Raw genomic sequence first — 17663 nt, forward strand, 5'->3', positions numbered from 1 at the left:
GAGACCGCTGCGCGGTCGACGCGCGGCGTGACACGCGACCCATAGCAGAGGCGTCATGGTCCGAGTTGTTCAGATTTCCGATACGCATCTCAGCCCCAGCAAGCAGCACTTCGAGGCAAACTGGGCGCCCCTTGCGCGTTGGATCGCGCAGCATAAGCCAGATCTCGTCATACATACCGGCGATGTGACGGTCGATGCAGCCGATCAGGAAACCGACGCAGCATATTGCGCGACCCAACTGGCCTCGCTCGGCGTCCCTGTCGTGGCGGTTCCGGGAAATCATGACGTCGGCGAGGTCGGCAATCCGCATCAGCCGGTAAATGGCGAGCGGCTCGATCGCTTTCGCCGCCACTTCGGTGACGACCGCTGGCTACGCGATGTGGACGGTTGGCGCCTGATCGGCCTCAATTCGATGATCTTCGGCGGCGGCCCCGAAGAGGCGCGGCAGACCGAATGGCTCGAGGCCGCGATGGCCAACGCTGCGGGGCGTCGCCTTGCCTGGTTCACGCACCGGCCGCTGTTCATCGAGTCACCGACCGAGGCCGACACCGGTTACTGGTCGGTCAAGCCGGAGCCGCGCCGCGCCCTTCTCGAGCTGCTGCAACGCTACCGGGTGGAGATCGTGGCCAGTGGACATCTGCATCGGTGGCACGAAATCCGGCTGAACGGCACGCACTACATTTGGGGGCCGGCGGCCGGCTTTCTGGTCGGTGAGAAACTGGCGCCGCCGATGGGCGGCGCTGCACGGCTTGGGGCGGTGGTCTACGACATCGACGGCGAGAACATCGACGTGAGCATTCGTCCGGTGCCCGGCCTTACCGATTACTGGATCGACGACGTCGTGCACGAAGTTTATCCGCCGCGCGAAGCTGAGGCGTGAGCTGCGATGGCAGGCCTCACATTGCGCGGCATCCATAAGGCTTTCGGCGACACATCCGTCCTCAACGACATCGACCTCGATATTGCGGACGGCGAGTTTCTGACGCTGGTCGGCCCCTCCGGCTGCGGCAAGTCGACGCTCCTGCGCATCATCGCCGGCCTCGAATCTCAGGACCGCGGCTCGGTGTCGATCGGCGGGACTTCGGTCGACCATATGCGGCCTCACGAGCGCAGAATCGCCATGGTGTTCCAGAATTACGCGCTCTATCCCCACATGTCGGTGTTCGACAACATCGCGCTGCCCCTCACCATGACGCGCCTCAACCTGTTCGAGCGCCTGCCCTTGATGCGTCATCTGTCGCCTCGCCGCAGGCGCATCACGGACGAGATCGCGCGTGAGGTGCGGGCCATCGCGGAGCAGCTTCGCATCGAATCCTTCTTTCACCGCCGCCCCGGACAGCTTTCGGGCGGGCAACGGCAGCGCGTCGCGCTCGGCCGCGCAATGGTGCGTCATCCGCAGGCTTTCCTGATGGACGAGCCATTGTCGAACCTCGACGCCAAGCTGCGTGTGCACATGCGTGGCGAGCTGACCGAGCTGCACGCGCGTCTCGGCGCCACGATGATCTACGTGACACACGACCAGATCGAGGCGATGACGATGTCCGATCGCCTTGCCGTGATGGATCACGGCAACATACTCCAGCTCGGCACCCCCGCCGAGGTCTATGAACGGCCCGCCACGACCGCGGTCGCGCAGTTCATTGGCAGTCCGGCGATCAATCTATTTCCGGCCCATGTGGGGCCCAGCGGTCACGTCGAGCTGCTCGGCCGGACGCTGCCGATCGATGTTCGCAACGCGCCGACGCCGGAACTGACGGTCGGCGTGCGTCCGGAAGCGATGCGGATCGGAGGCGGACCGTGCGCCGTCACGTGCAGGTTCCGGCGCCGCGAAAATCTCGGCTCGGAAAGCATCCTTCACTTCGATCTCGTGGCCTCCCCGGAAGTGGCGGTGCTCTGCCGGGTCGACAACAGCATCCCCATCCCCGAGGGCGAAGTCCCGCTCGCCTTCGAGCCACGGGATTGCCACGTCTTCGACAACAACGGCCGCCGCATCGAGGTGGAAAGCCGCAATGCAGCCGGCCGCGATGTGCGCCGCGCGAGCGAGGCCCGATGACCACGGTCGCTGCTCAAGTCACTCCGCTCGACGCGGCGCCGCCAGCCGGCCGCCAGCGATGGGTCGAGCGGTTCGCGGGCTTGGGCTTTGCCGCGCCGGCCTTCATCCTGCTGGTCCTGACGAATCTGGCGCCGCTGGCTGCTCTCACCTTCCTGAGTTTCACCAACTACGAGCTGGGTGCGCTCGACTTCTCGTTCGTCGGCTTCAAGAATTTCGGCGCGGCGCTGCAGGATCCCGTGATTCGACGCTCGGTTGCCAATACCCTGCTCTACGTGGCGATTGTCGTGCCCGGCGGCGTCCTGATCTCGCTGCTGGTCGCAATCCTGATCCACCAGCGCAAGCGCACGCGCAGCCTCTATGAAGTGATCTATTTCCTTCCCGTCACCTCGACGCTCATCGCAATGGCCACGATGTGGCAGTTCCTGCTGCACCCGACCCTGGGGCTCATCAATCAGGCTCTCAAGGGGCTGGGTTTTGCCGAGACGGCTTTCCTGAGCGAGCCGCGCCTCGTGATCCCGACGCTCGCCGCGATCGGCATCTGGCAGCTCGTCGGCTTCAACATGGTGCTGTTCCTTGCCGGCCTTTCGGCGATCCCCCGCGATCTCTACGAGGCCGTTGATATTGATGGCGCGAGCCATCCCATTGACCGCTTCCTGAAAGTGACGTGGCCGATGCTTGGTCCGACGACGATGTTCGTGACCGTGACGACCTTCATCACCGCGTTCAAGATCTTCGACACGGTTGCGGTGATGACGCGGGGTGGCCCCGGAGGCGCATCCGAGGTGCTGCTGTATGCCATCTATCTGGAGGGATTTCAGTACTTTCACATGAGCTACGCGGCGACGCTCACACTCGTCTTCCTGGCGTTCACGCTGGTGTTCTCGGTGCTGCAAACCTTCATCCTCGATCGACGGGTGCACTATTGATGCGCAACTCGGCCACAATCACTCGCCCGCCGACACCCGTGGCGATCCGCATGCGGCGCCTCGTGTCGCTTGCGCTCGTCCACGGGGTGCTGATCGGCGGCGCCGTCTTCATGCTGCTGCCGTTCGTCTTCATGCTGACGAGCGCGATCAAGCCGCCGGGTGAGATCTTCGAGGCGACGTTCCGGCTCTGGCCGCGCCAGTTCTATGGATGGCAGAACTTCGAATCTGCCCTGAGCACCGCGCCTCTCCTGCGTTTTCTGCTCAACGGTCTCGTCGTCTGCGGCGGAATCCTCGTCGTCCAGCTGCTGGTCGCAATTCCCTGCGCCTATGCGCTCGCCAAGCTGAAGTTTCCGGGACGGCCGATCCTGTTTTCGCTGGTCCTGCTCGGACTCTGCATTCCGGTCCAGGCGCCCTCGCTCCCGCTCTACATCGCGTTCGCCGAGCTCGGCATCCTCAACACCTACCTCTCGATGATGATGCCCTTCTTCCTGTCGGTGTTCGCGATTTTCCTGTTCCGCCAGTTCTTCAAGTCCTATCCGGATGAGATCATCCAGGCCGCGCGGCTCGACGGTGTCGGTGAGTTCGAAATCGTGTGGCGCATCGTCGTGCCGAGCGCATGGCCGGCGATCGCGGCGTTTTCGATCTTCTCTGTCGTGGCGCACTGGAACGACCTGTATTGGCCGCTCATCGTCGTCTCCGACACTAAGCTCGCAACGCCGCCGCTCGGCATGATGTATTTCGCCGATTCCGAGTTGGGCTCGAATTACGGGGCGCTCGCCGCCGGCGCTACCATCATCACGGCGCCGCTGGTGATCGCATTCCTGATCGCGCGGCGGCATTTCATTGCCGGCATCACGATGACCGGAATCAAATGACTTCAACAACCGCCAGGGAGACACCGTCATGCTGCATCGCCGAGACCTCCTGAAGAGCGCCGCGGCCGTCGGGACGACCGCGCTTTCAAGCCCGTTCTTGACGCGATTGGCTCACGCGCAGGACGTGACGCTGGATGCACTTTATGCCTTTCCTGCCTTCGCGAAATTCCATGAGCCGATCGCGCAGGAGTTCATGAAGCGGCAGTCGGGCATCAAGATCCAGTTCCGGGCGCCGGCGGCGAGCTATGACGAAGGTCATCAGACCATGCTGCGGCAGGCCGTCACCAACCAGCTGCCCGACGTCTACTATTCGGGTTATCACCTGCTCGCCGAGCTCGTGCGCACCCTGGTGAAACGCAACCAGATCACCGAGGTCGCCTCGCTGCTGCAGAAGGAGGACGCCGCCTGGCGCAAGGCCAACTATTCCGACGGAATCCTGGCCCTCGGAGCGGTCGACGGCAAGATCTACGGCCTCGCATTCAATGCGTCGCTGCCGGTCATCTATTTCAACACGCAGCTCGTGAAGGAAGCGGGCGGCGATCCGGACAAGATGCCCGACAACTGGACGGACATGGTCGCCCTCGCCGTCAACATCAAGAGCAAGGGATCCGATGTCGCCGGCTTAGCCTATAACATCCATGACTGGCCCGACGACTGGCTGTTCCGTTCCCTGATCCTGCAAGGTGGTGGTCAGATGCTCGACGCATCCGAAACCACTGCCGGTTTCGGCAACGAGGCCGGGCTGAAGGCCCTGGCCCATTGCCGGCGGTTCGTGGCCGATGCCAAGATGCCGCTGATCGATTGGGACTCCTCACGCCAGCAGTTCATCGCCGGGAAAATCGGCATTTTCGCCGACACGCCGGCCCGGTTGCGCCAGGTCACGGACCTGATCGGCGACAAGTTCACCTTGCGCACCTGCACCTTCCCGATCGACGACAAGCAGAAAGGTGGGCTGCCCACCGGCGGCAACGCGGCCATCATCACGGCGAAAGATCCGGCGAAGCAGCGGGCCGCCTGGGAGTTCCTGAAATTCGTGAGCGGACCGGAAGCGCAGAAGATCGTGGTTGAGACCACGGGCTACATGCCGACCAATTTGCGCGCCTCGGGGCCCGACTTCCTGGCTCCGTTTTACGACAAGAACCCGAACTTCCGCACCGTGTCGCAGCAGATCGAGCGCGCGAAGCCATGGCAGGGCTATCCGGGCGGACAGTCCGTGAAGATCTGGCGCACGCAGCGCGAGATCATCCATGCCGTCATGCGCGGCGAGACGACCGCCGAGGCCGGGCTCGATCGCATGGTCAAGGAAAGCAACGCCTTGATGAAGAGTTCGTAAGCAACGGACAGCCGGCCACAGCAGGTGGCCAAGCGCTCGAAAAGGCCCTTCTCCCCGGAACAGGACTCCCGTGTTCATCATTGCCCAGCTGAGCGATTTCCACGCACGTCCGCATGGCAAGAAAGCTTCCGGCGACATCGATTCCAACGCGATGTTTCACGACGCGATCGACGCCGTGCTGAACCTCGATCCGCAACCCGACTGCGTCGTGGTCAGCGGAGATCTGACGGATTGCGGGCTCGAGGAGGAATACGAGACTGTCGCCGCTGGCCTGGCCAGACTACCGATGCCGGTATTCGTTATTCCCGGCAACCATGACCGGCGCGAGCAGTTCAGACGGTCGCTGCGACCACGCTACCGCTATCTTCCGTCCGACGGCTTCATCAACTTTGTCGTGGACGATTTCCCGGTCCGGCTGATTTTCCTCGACAGCGTCGAGGTCGGACAGACCCACGGGACTTTCTGCGCGGCACGGCAGCAGTGGCTACGCGAAGTGCTCGCGGCTGGAGGCGGCAAGCCCACAGCCGTTATCATTCATCATCCGCCGTTCCTCGTCGGAGCCGACGGAATGGACGAGCTGGGTATCAGCGACGCTACAGCGCTCGACGCAATCATCAAGGACCATCCGGATATCGAACGCGTGCTGTGCGGTCACTATCACCGCTCGATCACGGTGCGCTACGCGGGGACCGTGGGCTATGTGGCGCCAAGCACGGCGCACCAGGTCGCGCTCGACCTGCGGCCCGGTCATGGTAACCGCTTCATCAAGGAGCCGCCGGGATTTGCCTTGCACTGTTGGCGGCCGGACATGGGCATCAGCAGCCATCTCGTCCCGATCGGAGACTATGGTCGTCCGTTCGACATCGCGCCCGATCAGGACGATCCGGGAATCGAGGAGTGCAAGAGCCTTGCGACGCTGCTAGGGCGCGCAGAGGCCATCGTTGCTGAGGCGGCGGCCAGGCTGGTCGCGATGCAATCCACGCCGCTACGCACAGAGCGCAAGGACGGGCTCGATATCGTCACCGAGGCGGATCTTGCCTCCGAGGCGATCGTCGTCGCGGGCTTGAAGGCGCTGACGCCGGATGCCGGCATCCTGGCCGAGGAGAGCGGCGCGAGCCAAGGGCGCGACGCTGCGCGCTGGATCATCGATCCGCTCGACGGCACGATCAACTACGCGCGGGGGCTGCCCTGGTTTTCCGTGACGGTCGCCTACGAAGTCGGCGGTGAGACGAAACTTGGCCTGATCAACGCTCCCAAGATCGGACTGACTGCGCGCTATCTCGCGGGGGAAGGCGCAACGATCGATGACGTGCCCGCCCGCGTCTCCACGACGCGTTCGCTGTCGGATGCGGTCGTCTCGGTGATTCTGACCTCGCATTTCTCGCCCGACGAAGTCCAGCGGACGACGCGTGTGATCGAACTGCTCGGCAAAGTGGCGCGCGGCGTGCGTATCGTCGTCTCGGGCGCCTTCGAAACGACGATGGTGGCCTCGGGTCGCCTAGACGGCTTTGTCTCGTTGAAAGCCGATATCGTTTCGCACGCTGCCGCCTTGCCGATGGTGTGGGCCGGCGGCGGGAAGGTCACGACATTGACGGGGCGTCCGTGCCGCAACGACGATCTCGACAAGATCGCCTCCAACGGATTGATCCACGAGGAACTGCTGGCTCTCCTGCGCCAGGCGCTGCGATGACGGAGTTTTATCTCGGAAACAGCTTATCGCGGATGTAGCGCGAGGTCGGGGTCAGTCTGGCGCCGCGCGGCTTGCGCCAAACCGCTCGATCGATCTCCTTCTTGTCGCCGACCTTCAGGCGTCCCGACACCTTCTTGGCCAGAAAGATCGCATCACTCATCCGCCGGCCGGTTCGGCTCTTTCTCGCTTTCACTTCCTTCCATAGTTTCAACGGCCCGAGCTTCAGCTTGGGAAGCTCCTCCTTGATCTCGCGACGAAGGCATCTCCTGTCGCTCTCGCCTGCTCGCCTTCGGCCGCCGGGAAACATCCAGAGCCCGTCGCGCCTGCGTCTGACCATCAGGACGCGTCCCTTTCTTGCGACGACCAGCTTCGACGATTTCGCCATTGGCACCAGTCCTGCCGAGCACTTGCGAGATAGCGCTCAATCTACGGGCAGATGATCGCCTTGATGATGCCGTCGCGCCGCGCGACCTGCTGCTCGAACGCGGCAGGCGTCTGGTCGAGCGAGAAACGATGCGTGGCCAGCGGCGCCAGCTTGACCTGCCCGCCTTGCGCAAGCGCGATGGCGCGCGGATAAACTTCCGGCATGCGCCGTGAAAACTTGATCGACAGGCCCTTTCGACGCGACTCCGCGCCGCTAAGGATGTACTGATTATTCTCCGGGATGCCGACGAGGACGACCCGGCCACCGATGCGGGCGCAGCGCGCCGCATGCTCGAAGCCGTGCGATGAGTCGGTTGCCTCGATCACCAGATCGACGCCGCGACCTTCGGTGGCGTCCCCGACCTCGGCGTAGCTGCGGCATGCCACGTCCGCCCCGAGGTCGCAGGCCAGTGCAGTACGCTGCTCGACAGGGTCGATCGCGATGATCTTTCCGCTACCTGCAAGCCGCGCCAGTTGCACGAGCAGCAATCCCACCGGCCCGCAGCCCAGCACCGCCACGCTTTCCAGAAGCCGCGGGCGCGCCAGATCCATCGCATGGATCGCGACGCCAAGCGTCTCCAGGATCGCCGCGCCGGCCGGGTCGATGCTGTCAGGCACCAGATGAACGGCGGATCGGGGCACGCAGACGAATTCGGCCATGGCGCCGTTGTGAGGCGCGTAGCCCAGGAATTTCACGTTGGGGCAGAGATTGGTGTGACCGCGGTGACACCATTCGCAACGGCCGCAGGGAATGGAAGGATCGACCGCCACCAACGCGTCGGCCGAGAACCCCGCTTTTCGCGCCGAGTCCGGCGTGAGGACACCCGAGAACTCGTGGCCCAGGACGAACGGCCTGACTTGGGTCGGGCCAGTTGTTCCGCCCTCGAGATAGGAATGCAAATCGCTGCCGCAAACGCCGACGGCCTTGACGCGGATGATGAGTTCGTCCTCCGCGAGCGGTTTCGGCTCGGGGATATCGAGGACGCGGATGTCACGAATGTCCTGGAGCACCGCAGCGCGCATGTCGACGCCATCCTTCTGAGCAGTTGTCTCTCCTATATTACATATGTAACCTTGAGGTGACAAATGCTTTTGCACGCCTTTCGGCACGCGCGTGGGCTATCGCGCCCTCGGTGCCGAAGGCGCGAGAGCCCCTCTCCGTTGCGAGAACGCGGCTATTTTTGCTTGTCGATCAGTTTCAGCGCGGCGACGGCGGTGTTCTCGTCCGTCACCAGCACCTTGCCGATCCGGCCGCGCAGCACCGCGGCGATGATCGGCGCCTTGTTGAGCCCCCCGGCGATCAGCATCGACGTCGGCACGCGCGTCAGCTTCTCCAGCGGCAGCGCAATGGCGCGGCTGTTGATGCCGTGATCTATGGGCCGGCCGGTCTTGTCGAGAAATTGCGCCAGGACGTCGCCGACGGCGCCTGCCGCCCGCAGGTGCTCGGCACGAACGTCCGGCGGCAGCCCATGCCGCATCAGCAGCGAGCGCGGCGTCAGATCTCCCATGCTCAACAGCGCTAGATCGATCTTCTCAACGCTGTTCAGCACCTCCTGATAGACCTCCTGGGCCAGGAAGGTGTCGCGCGAGCGCCGGCTGCTGACAAAGATCGGGGCGGCCAGATAGCTGCACTGGGCGTGCAGCCGGTGCGCGAGCTCACCCGCAATCTCGAAGGTGTTGAGCTCGAGTCCGCGCGACAGCCCCCCCATCATGGAGACGATGGACAGTTCGGGATAGTCCGCCGGCGTGACGTAACGGATGGTCTCACGCAAGGTCGCGCCCCATCCGATACCGATGATGCGCGGCCGCTTCTGTTCGAGGAATTTCGATAAATACGCGCCCGCCGCCATCCCGATCAGGCTGCCGACCTGCTCGGGATTCTCCGGGCTCGGGATGACGACCGCGTCCTCGAGACTGCATTCCCGGCGCAAGCGGTGCTCCAGCTCCGTGCAGCTCGCAAAGGCCGAGTTGAGGCGGATGTTGACGATACCGGTCTGCCGGGCATCCGACAGCATGCGATTGACGCGGGCGCGCGTCAGCCCCAGCCGCTCGCCGATCTCGGCCTGGGTCAGGTTCTCCATGTAGTAGAGCCACGCGACCCGCAGGATGGTTTGATCAGTCACGGCGCAGCCCCCCGCAGCGGCCCCAAGGCACAGTCAGACGTCGGAGCATTTGAGGCGATCTTTCGTTGGTCGTCAAATTTCTGCGATGCGGATTTCGTCATGCGGCCTTCGCGCCCGGCACGCCATCCTCGACCACAAAGCTCGTCAGCCGGCGCACCGCGCTCGCGGCATCCTTGACATCGTCGAGCGCCTCGAATCCCACAGTGCAATGCCGGACGTCGAGCTCCACGGTCGCATAGCCGCGCTTGTCACCACGCGCATAGACCAGATGCGGATTCTCCGCCAGCGCCTTGCGCACGCTGGCTTCGCTCGGACCGTCTGAGGTGATCGACGTGCCGACGAACTCGGTCGCAATGGTCGGTCCTTCCGGCCGGGCGAAATCATGCTTCAGATCGGCGGTAAAGAAGGCGTGGCGGTCGCCGCCGATCACGATCGGATTGCGCCGGCGTTGCGCGACAAGCGAATCAATCAGCCGGCGGCGGGCATTGGGATAACCGTCCCAGCCGTCCATCCAGAAGCGCGCGCCGTCATCCCCTTCCCGCCTGTCCTGCGCCATCAATGTCTGCTGCGCGACGATTGTCCAACGGCCGCGACAGTCGCTCAGGCGGGCATCGAGCCACTGTTCCTGTTGTTCGCCGAGCATCGTCCGCGCTTCATCCGTCCGGCTCACACAGTCAGCCACCCAGGTTGGACGCCCGCTTCCAACGCAGGCCGATGCCGAGCGATATTGCCGGTCGTCGAGCAGCAGCACGTCTAGCGTCTCGCCGAAGCGATAGTGTTCATAGATCGTGGCGTCGGCGCCGCGCGGGCGCGCCGTGGGTGGCAGCGGCATGTGCTCGTAATAGGCCTGATAAGCTGCCGCACGGATCTTCAGGAACTGAGCGGCATCGCGCACGGTGTAGGAGCGATCATTGGCATAATCGTCCATCACCTCGTGGTCGTCCCAGACCGAGAGCCAGGGAAAGGCAGCGTGCGCCGCTCGCAGGTCGGGATCGCTCTTGTAGAGCGCGTAGCGGTTGCGGAATTCCTCGAGCGTCGTCGGAATTCCAACGCCATGCTGGCGGACGTGGCGCGATCCCCAGGATTTCTCGTAGATATAGTCGCCGAGATGCACGACCAGGTCGAGATCACGCGCGGCCATGTCGCGGTAGGCGGTAAAATAGCCTTGCTCGTATTGCTGGCAGGATGCGAAAGCAAAACGTAAAGGCCGCGCCGCCCCGGCGGGCGCGGTTCGGGTGCGTCCCACCGGACTGAGCGCCGGGCCGGCACGGAAGCGGTACCAGTAGACGCGGTCCGGCCGCAGCCCCGTCGCCTCGGCGTGCACGGAATGCGCGAGCTCCGCGGTCGTCCGCACGACGCCGTGGGAGGCAATGCGCGAGAAGGCCTCGTCGTCAGCAACCTGCCATTCGACGTCCACTGGCGCGTCCCGCATGCCGCCGCCGTCGAGCGGCTGCGGCGCAAGGCGCGTCCACAGGATGACGCGATCCTCCCGCGGGCATCCGGACGCAACACCGAGCGTGAAAGGATCTGCGCTAAACGAAACCGGCGCTCCCCGCACGAACCCGGCGGGCCCAGCCAAGGCGGCGCTCGCCAGCGATCCCACGAGAAAGCGGCGGCGGGGAATCATGGGCGCGCCGGCATCGTTTCGAGCCTGCGGCGAATGCTCACGGCGAGATCCGGCCGATCGGTCGTGATCTGCCGGACCGATTGGGCAAGCCAGTAAGCGATATCCTCCGGCTCGTTGGTCACCCATGCACCGAGACGCTCGGATCCGAGCATCTTGAGGGCGAGCGGCAACGCGAGCCCCAGGAGCGATTTTTCGACCGCGACGATGCAGCCGGGAATGGCAGCCAATTGAGTCAACGCGGGCTCAATTCCGCCCATCATCTCTGCCGAACGACGGTCAAGCGAAACGAGTATCCGCGCCTCCGGCCACAGCCGGAGCACGGTCTCGATCACGCCGGGCACGAAGCAGGTGATGATTGCACGCCGTTCCAGGCCCCGACGCTTGATCTCGCTGATCAGCCGCCCCTCGAGGCCCGAATAGGAATTGCCAAGCGCATCCGTCTTGATCTCGATGTGGAGCTCGAGCGCGGTTTCGCCGAACACGTCGAGCACCTCGTCCAAGGTCGGAATGCGCTCATCGCCGGCATCACGAAGACGCGTTGCCGTCAGTTGCCGCAAGCTGCGCTCGCCCACCGGCCCGCTCTCGAATGTGGTGCGGTCGAGCAGCGGATCATGGATCACGACAAGCCCGCCGTCCGTGCTCTGATGGACGTCAAACTCGACCGCGTCGACCCCTTCCCTGCACACGTTGCGGAAGCCTGTCAGGCTGTTCTCCGGCCAAAGATTGCGTCCGCCGCGATGCCCGGCGATGAAAACCATGATCACTCCCTATTTGCTGCTGTCGACAAGACCCTTGATGAACCAGCGTTGCAACAGCAGGACGACCAACACCGGCGGCAACATCGTGAGGAGCGCACCACTCATGGCGATGTTCCAGGCCGGCTCGCTGTCGGAGCGGGGAATCAGGCCCTTCAACGCAATGACCGCCGTTGCCATGTCCTTGTCAGTCGTGAACAGCAAGGGCCAGAGATATTGATTCCAGCCGAACAGGAACAGGATGATGGCGAGCGCCACCATGTTCGGAACGGACAGCGGCAGCAGGATGCTCCAGAAGAAGTGCAGCGGCGAGGCGCCATCCAGCCTCGCTGCCTCGCACAGCTCCTCCGGGATCGTCAGGAAGAATTGGCGAAAAAGGAACGTGGCAGTGGCTGAGGCAATCAGCGGAAGGATCAGCCCCGGATAGGTGTTGACCATGTTCCATTCGAGCGCGATCGCGACCTCGTGCCCGCTGATCCAGCGCCAGAGATCGGCGACATGCAGCGTATCCAAGAGCCATTGCAGCGGCAGCGCCGCATTTGCCACGGCTTCGAAGGTCGGCACGATCCGGACCTCGATCGGCAGCATCAGCGACGTGAAGATCAGCCAGAATGCGAGCATTCGATAGCGGAATCGGAAGTAGGTGATGGCGAAGGCCGAGAGCAGCGATACCGCGATCTTGCCGGCCGTGATGCCGAGCGCCACGATAATCGAATTCGCGAAGGTGCGGCTGAAATTGCCCTTGCTCCAGGCCAGCTGCAGATTGTCGAAAAACTGGCTTCCCGGCAGCCATGGCAGCGGCACCTTCTGCACCTCGGCCACCGTGAGCGAGCCGGCCACGAATGCGAAATACAGCGGTACGCAGACCATCAGCGCGCCGGCGATCAGGATCGCGTGGCAGAGCATGTTAAGGATCGGTGAGCGTTCCACCATGCGGCTAGACCCCGTAATTGACCTTGCGGTCGAAGTAGCGGAATTGCAGCAGCGTGCAGATCAGCGCAAAGCTCATCAGGAGAACCGACTGTGCAGCCGAAGAGCCGAGATCGAGATTGACGAAGCCGTCGACGAAGACCTTGTAGACCAGAATGTTGGTTGCACCGGCCGGGCCGCCCTTGGTCACGGCATCGATGATGGCGAAGGTTTCGAAGAAGCCATAGATGAAGTTCATCACCGTGAGGAAGAAGATGGTGGGCCCGAGCATCGGCAGCGCGATCGAGACGAAGCGGCGGATCGGTCCCGCGCCATCCACGGCGGCAGCCTCCATCAGCGACACGGGCACCGCGAGCAACCCCACGACCAGAAAGATATAGTCGTAGCAGATGTGCTTCCATGACGCGGCCAGCGTCACCAGGATCAGCGCATCGGTCGGATTGAGGTTGGGGTCCCATGCAATACCGAGCCCGTGCAGCACCTGCGCGAGCGGGCCGACGGCGGGATTGAATAAGAAGGCCCACAGGATGCCGGCGATCGCGGGCGCTATGGCATAGGGCAACAGGATGATCGTGCGATAGGCCGAACGGCCGCGTACGATCCTGTCGGTGGCAAAGGCCAGCACGAGCGCGCTGCCTAATGTGAGCACGTTCTGCGCCACCGTAAACCAGAACGTCACCGCGATCGACTGGCGGTAGTCGCTGCTCGCAAGCAGCGTCTTGAAATTGTCGAGCCACACGAACTGAACGTTGGTCCCGAACGGATCGCTGAGCAGAACGGACTGCATCAGGGCCCGCAGCGACGGAATGAAGAAGAAGAACAGCAGGATCAGAAATTGCGGCAGCAACAGCAAAGTCGGCAGGCCGGGACCGTCGCCGAAATTGGCCCGCTTCAGTCCGGCCTCCTCACGCGGCCGCGTTCTCCCCGACGGACGCGATCTGCCGGCGGCAGCCGCCGGCACGGCCTTGGACCCACCGCCCCCGTGCCTTCCCTGAAGCACGGGTGCGCGTGCCTCGCGCCACGGGATGGACAGGCGCAACGTCATGGACGCTCGGTTTCCGGAGTCTTCCCGGCATTCAGCTTTTCGAACTGCCGCAGGATCTCGTTACCCCGCTTGACTGCGTCATCCATGGCCTGCTGCGGCTGCTTCTGACCGGCGAACACCGCCTCGACCTCCTGGCGCTGGGCCAGCATCGTCTGCACGAAGTTGCCGAAGCGAAAGCCGCGCGAGTTCTCGTTCGGCGTGCCGCGCGAAAGCTGCAGCACCGCGATCTCCCTGGTCGGATGATCCTTGTAGTAGCCCCGCTCCCGCGCGACCGCATAGGCGCGATTGGTGGCGGGAACATAGCCGGTTGCGCCATGCCACCAGACCTGGGTTTCCGGCTGCGCGACGAAATCCAGAAAGGCCGCGACGGCCTCGTATCGCTCCGGCGTGTGGCCCTTCATGACCCAGATGGCCCCGCCCCCGATGGTGCTGTTGAGAGGCGGATTGATGTCGCTCTCGTGCGGCAGGAAGGTGGCACTCCAGTTGATGGTCGCATTGCGCTCGATGTTGCCGTGCGATGCGGTCGAATTGACGAAGGTCGAGCACCGGCCCGACGTGAACAATTGTTCGGGACTGAAGCCCTGGCCCGCGATCTGCATCACGCCGTCATCGAGCCATTTCTTGAGCCGCGCGACTTGCGAGACCACCTTCGTCTTGTTGTAGACGAATTCGGTGCCGAGCCCGTCGAAGCCGTTCGCGAGCGTACCGTAGGGCTGGTTGTTGATGGCGCTGTAGTTCTCGAGCAGGCTCCAGTAGAAATCGCCGGGCAGCACCGTGCCGCACTCGCTGATCCCCTTGGACTTGATGGTGTAGAGCTGCTTCTCCAGCTCCTGCCAGGTGTCGGCCGGCTTGTCGAAGCCGGCCTTCTGGAAGTGATCCTTGTTGTACCAGAAGATCGGCGTCGACGAGTTGAACGGCATCGCCGACATCCGGCCCTTGTAGCTCCAGAAGCTTGCGACGGGTTTGATGAAGTCCGAGAAGTCGATCTTGTAACCCTTCTGCTCCACCAAATCCTGCACGGGGACAATGGCCCCTGAAAGCAGCATCGTCATGTAACCGCGCTCGGCGATCTGCACCATCTCCGGCGGCCGCTTGGCGCGATAGGCGGCGATCACCCCGTTGGTCACCTCGTCATAGTTTCCCTTGGCGACCGCGACGACCGTGTACTTGTCCTGCGACGTGTTGAACTTCTCGACCAGCTCATTGAGCCGGTCGCCGAGGACGCCACTCATGGCGTGCCACCACTGGACTTCGACCCGCGCCTGCGCCGGACCAACCAATGCCAACGCGCCGAACAAGGCCGCAATGAATGCGACTTTCCTACCCATGGGCAGCCCTCCCTCGCCGGGCAAAAAGACCCGGAATATACATTTGTATTTTTATCATGACATATGTGTCGGGATGATGAAAGAGGGTCGAACGCCCTCTCCTTCGGGCAGTGCCGGCGTCGGGAGCAAGCCGTGCCTGGGGACGCCGGATCCGGTCGGCAAAGGGGCTACGAAGCGCTTCGAATTGCCCGGCCGACCTTCTGCAGCGCTTCGAAGGCTCCAAAGCGCCGATCGGCCCAATCCGCCAGAGCGGCCTGGGGTTGATGGATGTCCCCCAGAACCGACATCGCCTGCATCGCCTCGCCGAGATTGGCATAGTCGCCCGATGCAACTGATCCAAGCATCGCGGAGCCGAGCAGGACGGCCTCCGGGGATGCCGACGCAGCCACCGTCAAACCCGTCATATCGGCGAGGACTTGCCGCACAAGGCGGCTCTTTGCGGCGCCACCGCTGACCACGATCGTATCGACCGCGATGCCCCTGTCCTGCTGGGCGCGAACGATCTGCCTGGCCCCGCAACCGAGACCACACAGCCCGGCAAGATAAAGCGCCAGCAGGCTCTCCAGATCCGAGCACATATCGAGCCCGGCAATCAGCGCACGCGCGTCAGGGTCTGCGAACGGCGCGCGATTGCCGAGGAATTCGGGAACGACATGAACCTCGCCGACCAATTGCGGAATCATTCCGTCACCGCCGCGGGATTCGGTTTCCGAAGCGAGCCAATCGGCAAGCGTTTGCTGCTTCTGGCGTGCAGCCTGCGTCGCTTGCGCGGAATGCGGATGCATCTGCAACAGATGCTCGATGGCAGCGCCGGCGGCCGACTGCCCGCCTTCATTGAGCCAAAGCCCGGGCACCATGGCGGAGAAATAGGGTCCCCACACGCCGGGGACGAAGGACGGATCCGGCGTGGTCGTCATGGTACAGGCGGACGTTCCGAACACATAGGCCATGCGCGTCAGCACTGTGCCCGCCGTGCCACGCGCGCCCACCGTACCAACACCGCCGGCATGTGCATCGATGAGGCCGGCAGCGACCGGCGTACCCGTCGCGAGTCCGAGATTGGCCGCAGCCTCCGCCGTCAGGCCCGCCGCCAGCCTCGTTCCGCCGGGCACGATCTCGGTGCCGATCCTGCGGAATTGCTCGTCCGCCAGCACGCCGAGGCCGACCCTGCGGAAGAATTGATCATCCCAGCGGTTTTCATGACCCAGATAGGTCCACTTGCAGGTCACGGTACAGATGGAGCGAGACAGGCTCCCCGTCGCACGCCAGGTAAGAAAATCGGTCAAGTCCATGAACTGCCACGCACGGGAAAACGTGTCGGGCATGTTTTCGGCGAGCCACAACAGTTTCGGCGTCTCCATCTCGGGTGAGATCGTTCCGCCGACATAGTCGAGAACAGTCTCGCCCGTCTGGTTGATCCGGCGCGCCTGATCGGCGGCGCGGTGATCCATCCAGACGATGACGTTGCGGGCGGGATCGCCGGACGGCCCGACGGGCAGCGGCGCGCCCCCCTCGCCCAGCACCACCAGCGAGCAGGTCGCATCAAAGCCGATGCCGGCGACGCTGTTCGGCGCGACACCGGCCTGCGCCACCGCGCCGCGCACGCTGCGGCATACGGCACGCCAGATGTCCTCGCTCGAGTGCTCGACGACGTCGCCGGCCTCCCGCCAAAGTGCGATGGGAGCGCTGTCACTCGCAACGAGCTTGCCGGAGCGACCGAACACGCCGGCCCGCGCGCTGCCGGTGCCGACATCGATGCCAAGAAAATGGCGGTCATCGGATTGTTTGGTCATCTGGATCGCCAATCGGAGAATGCTACAGATCGTTGCTCTGCGGCAGAATGACGAGATCGCGGATGGTGACGTTCCTCGGACGCGTCAACATGAAAAGCACCGCCTCTGCGACCTCCACCGGCTGCATCAAGCCACCTGCCGCCATTTCTTCCTCGATCTTCTCCTTGGGCCAGTCCTTGATGAGAGCGGTCACGACTGGACCAGGTGCAACGGCACCGACGCGCAATCCATGCTTGGCGACCTGGCGCCGCAGCGTATGCACGAACGCCTGCACCGCGTGCTTGGAGGCGGTATAGATCGGCTCCCAGACGACGGGGACGAGACCTGCGATCGAACTGGTGACGATGATGTCGCCGCTTTTGCGCTCGGCCATGTGCGGCAGCACCGCATGAATCGACCGGAACAGCGCATTGATGTTCAAATTGAGCATGCGATCCCAGGCGTCGGGATCGCCGCCCAGCACCTCGCCGCCGACATAGGCGCCTGCATTCGCATGGAAGATGTCCAGCTGGCCCGCCTTCTCCAGCAGCAGCGGCATCATGGTTTGCATGCTCTCGGGATCGGTGAGATCGATGCGTAACGGAATCGCCTGATCGCCCAGCTCGACGCAGGCTTTGCTCAGCGCCTCCTCCGCCCGATCGATCAGCACCACCCGCGCGCCCGCGCCGATCAAAGCTCTGGCGCATTCGAGACCGATGCCCGATGCGGCGCCGGTGATCGCGGCAACTTTTCCTGCAAGTTCCTGGGCCAAGGCTTGTCCTT

16 protein-coding genes are annotated in these 17663 nt (G+C 63.7%); 6 read left to right on the top strand and 10 right to left on the bottom strand.

Translation table 11 applies throughout. The features are described from left to right. The first annotated feature begins 55 nt into the window (after nucleotides 1-55). The 6 genes from RAD10_RS17615 (at nucleotide 56) to RAD10_RS17640 (ending at nucleotide 6877) form a co-directional block, all read left to right on the top strand. Nucleotides 56-880 carry a metallophosphoesterase family protein gene (locus RAD10_RS17615; protein WP_461618512.1) on the top strand — a complete coding sequence of 275 codons (825 nt, stop codon included), beginning with the start codon at nucleotides 56-58 and terminating at the stop codon, nucleotides 878-880. Nucleotides 881-886: 6 nt separating this feature from the next. Further along, a complete protein-coding gene (locus RAD10_RS17620; RefSeq protein ID WP_461618513.1) occupies nucleotides 887-2053 on the top strand; it encodes an ABC transporter ATP-binding protein in 1167 nt (388 codons plus the stop codon). Further along, complete coding sequence (locus RAD10_RS17625) at nucleotides 2050-2979, top strand: carbohydrate ABC transporter permease (protein WP_461618514.1); 930 nt, start codon at nucleotides 2050-2052, stop codon at nucleotides 2977-2979. The genes RAD10_RS17620 and RAD10_RS17625 overlap by 4 nt, the downstream gene beginning before the upstream one ends. A gap of 50 nt (nucleotides 2980-3029) precedes the next feature. Then, nucleotides 3030-3854 (top strand): carbohydrate ABC transporter permease, encoded by an 825-nt coding sequence (locus RAD10_RS17630; protein WP_461618515.1) that lies wholly within the window; start codon nucleotides 3030-3032, stop codon nucleotides 3852-3854. Between the two features lie 28 nt (nucleotides 3855-3882). Then, complete coding sequence (locus RAD10_RS17635) at nucleotides 3883-5187, top strand: ABC transporter substrate-binding protein (RefSeq protein ID WP_461618516.1); 1305 nt, start codon at nucleotides 3883-3885, stop codon at nucleotides 5185-5187. A gap of 70 nt (nucleotides 5188-5257) precedes the next feature. Continuing rightward, nucleotides 5258-6877, top strand: a complete 1620-nt coding sequence (locus RAD10_RS17640; RefSeq protein ID WP_461618517.1) for an inositol monophosphatase family protein — start codon at nucleotides 5258-5260, stop codon at nucleotides 6875-6877. 7 nt (nucleotides 6878-6884) lie between these two features. Here RAD10_RS17640 and RAD10_RS17645 read toward each other — a convergent pair whose 3' ends face one another. The 10 genes from RAD10_RS17645 to RAD10_RS17690 all read right to left on the bottom strand — a co-directional run bounded on the left by RAD10_RS17645 (nucleotide 6885) and on the right by RAD10_RS17690 (nucleotide 17652). Beyond that, on the bottom strand, nucleotides 6885-7262 hold the full coding sequence (locus tag RAD10_RS17645; protein WP_038946233.1) for an NUDIX hydrolase: 378 nt from the start codon (nucleotides 7260-7262) through the stop codon (nucleotides 6885-6887). A gap of 41 nt (nucleotides 7263-7303) precedes the next feature. Further along, complete coding sequence (locus RAD10_RS17650; RefSeq protein ID WP_104462127.1) at nucleotides 7304-8323, bottom strand: zinc-dependent alcohol dehydrogenase; 1020 nt, start codon at nucleotides 8321-8323, stop codon at nucleotides 7304-7306. 152 nt (nucleotides 8324-8475) lie between these two features. Next, a complete protein-coding gene (locus RAD10_RS17655) occupies nucleotides 8476-9423 on the bottom strand; it encodes a sugar-binding transcriptional regulator (RefSeq protein WP_461618518.1) in 948 nt (315 codons plus the stop codon). Between the two features lie 97 nt (nucleotides 9424-9520). Continuing rightward, nucleotides 9521-11002 carry an alkaline phosphatase D family protein gene (locus tag RAD10_RS17660; RefSeq protein WP_461618519.1) on the bottom strand — a complete coding sequence of 494 codons (1482 nt, stop codon included), beginning with the start codon at nucleotides 11000-11002 and terminating at the stop codon, nucleotides 9521-9523. A 44-nt stretch (nucleotides 11003-11046) separates the two neighbouring features. After that, the gene (locus RAD10_RS17665) at nucleotides 11047-11808 is read right to left on the bottom strand and encodes a glycerophosphodiester phosphodiesterase family protein (protein ID WP_461618520.1); all 762 of its coding nucleotides are present in this window, start codon (nucleotides 11806-11808) and stop codon (nucleotides 11047-11049) included. 9 nt (nucleotides 11809-11817) lie between these two features. Next, on the bottom strand, nucleotides 11818-12738 hold the full coding sequence (locus RAD10_RS17670) for an ABC transporter permease subunit (protein ID WP_461618521.1): 921 nt from the start codon (nucleotides 12736-12738) through the stop codon (nucleotides 11818-11820). 4 nt (nucleotides 12739-12742) lie between these two features. After that, nucleotides 12743-13780 (bottom strand): ABC transporter permease subunit, encoded by a 1038-nt coding sequence (locus RAD10_RS17675; protein WP_461618522.1) that lies wholly within the window; start codon nucleotides 13778-13780, stop codon nucleotides 12743-12745. Beyond that, nucleotides 13777-15108, bottom strand: coding sequence for an extracellular solute-binding protein (locus tag RAD10_RS17680; protein WP_461618523.1), 1332 nt, complete (start codon nucleotides 15106-15108; stop codon nucleotides 13777-13779). Before RAD10_RS17680 ends, RAD10_RS17675 begins: the two co-directional genes overlap by 4 nt. Nucleotides 15109-15275: 167 nt before the next feature. Beyond that, the gene (locus RAD10_RS17685; RefSeq protein WP_461618524.1) at nucleotides 15276-16901 is read right to left on the bottom strand and encodes an FGGY-family carbohydrate kinase; all 1626 of its coding nucleotides are present in this window, start codon (nucleotides 16899-16901) and stop codon (nucleotides 15276-15278) included. Nucleotides 16902-16923: 22 nt separating this feature from the next. Next, the gene (locus RAD10_RS17690) at nucleotides 16924-17652 is read right to left on the bottom strand and encodes an SDR family oxidoreductase (RefSeq protein WP_461618525.1); all 729 of its coding nucleotides are present in this window, start codon (nucleotides 17650-17652) and stop codon (nucleotides 16924-16926) included. Between the last annotated feature and the right edge of the window lie 11 nt (nucleotides 17653-17663).

This window comes from Bradyrhizobium sp. 23AC (assembly GCF_054863025.1).

Coding starts and splice junctions, on each gene's coding strand:
- RAD10_RS17675 (WP_461618522.1), bottom strand. CDS start 13,780: ATGACGTTGCGCCTGTCCATCCCGTGGCGCGAGGCACGCGCACCCGTG.
- RAD10_RS17685 (WP_461618524.1), bottom strand. CDS start 16,901: ATGACCAAACAATCCGATGACCGCCATTTTCTTGGCATCGATGTCGGC.
- RAD10_RS17625 (WP_461618514.1), top strand. CDS start 2,050: ATGACCACGGTCGCTGCTCAAGTCACTCCGCTCGACGCGGCGCCGCCA.
- RAD10_RS17635 (WP_461618516.1), top strand. CDS start 3,883: ATGCTGCATCGCCGAGACCTCCTGAAGAGCGCCGCGGCCGTCGGGACG.
- RAD10_RS17620 (WP_461618513.1), top strand. CDS start 887: ATGGCAGGCCTCACATTGCGCGGCATCCATAAGGCTTTCGGCGACACA.
- RAD10_RS17665 (WP_461618520.1), bottom strand. CDS start 11,808: ATGGTTTTCATCGCCGGGCATCGCGGCGGACGCAATCTTTGGCCGGAG.
- RAD10_RS17630 (WP_461618515.1), top strand. CDS start 3,030: ATGCGGCGCCTCGTGTCGCTTGCGCTCGTCCACGGGGTGCTGATCGGC.
- RAD10_RS17680 (WP_461618523.1), bottom strand. CDS start 15,108: ATGGGTAGGAAAGTCGCATTCATTGCGGCCTTGTTCGGCGCGTTGGCA.
- RAD10_RS17670 (WP_461618521.1), bottom strand. CDS start 12,738: ATGGTGGAACGCTCACCGATCCTTAACATGCTCTGCCACGCGATCCTG.
- RAD10_RS17645 (WP_038946233.1), bottom strand. CDS start 7,262: ATGGCGAAATCGTCGAAGCTGGTCGTCGCAAGAAAGGGACGCGTCCTG.
- RAD10_RS17650 (WP_104462127.1), bottom strand. CDS start 8,323: ATGCGCGCTGCGGTGCTCCAGGACATTCGTGACATCCGCGTCCTCGAT.
- RAD10_RS17615 (WP_461618512.1), top strand. CDS start 56: ATGGTCCGAGTTGTTCAGATTTCCGATACGCATCTCAGCCCCAGCAAG.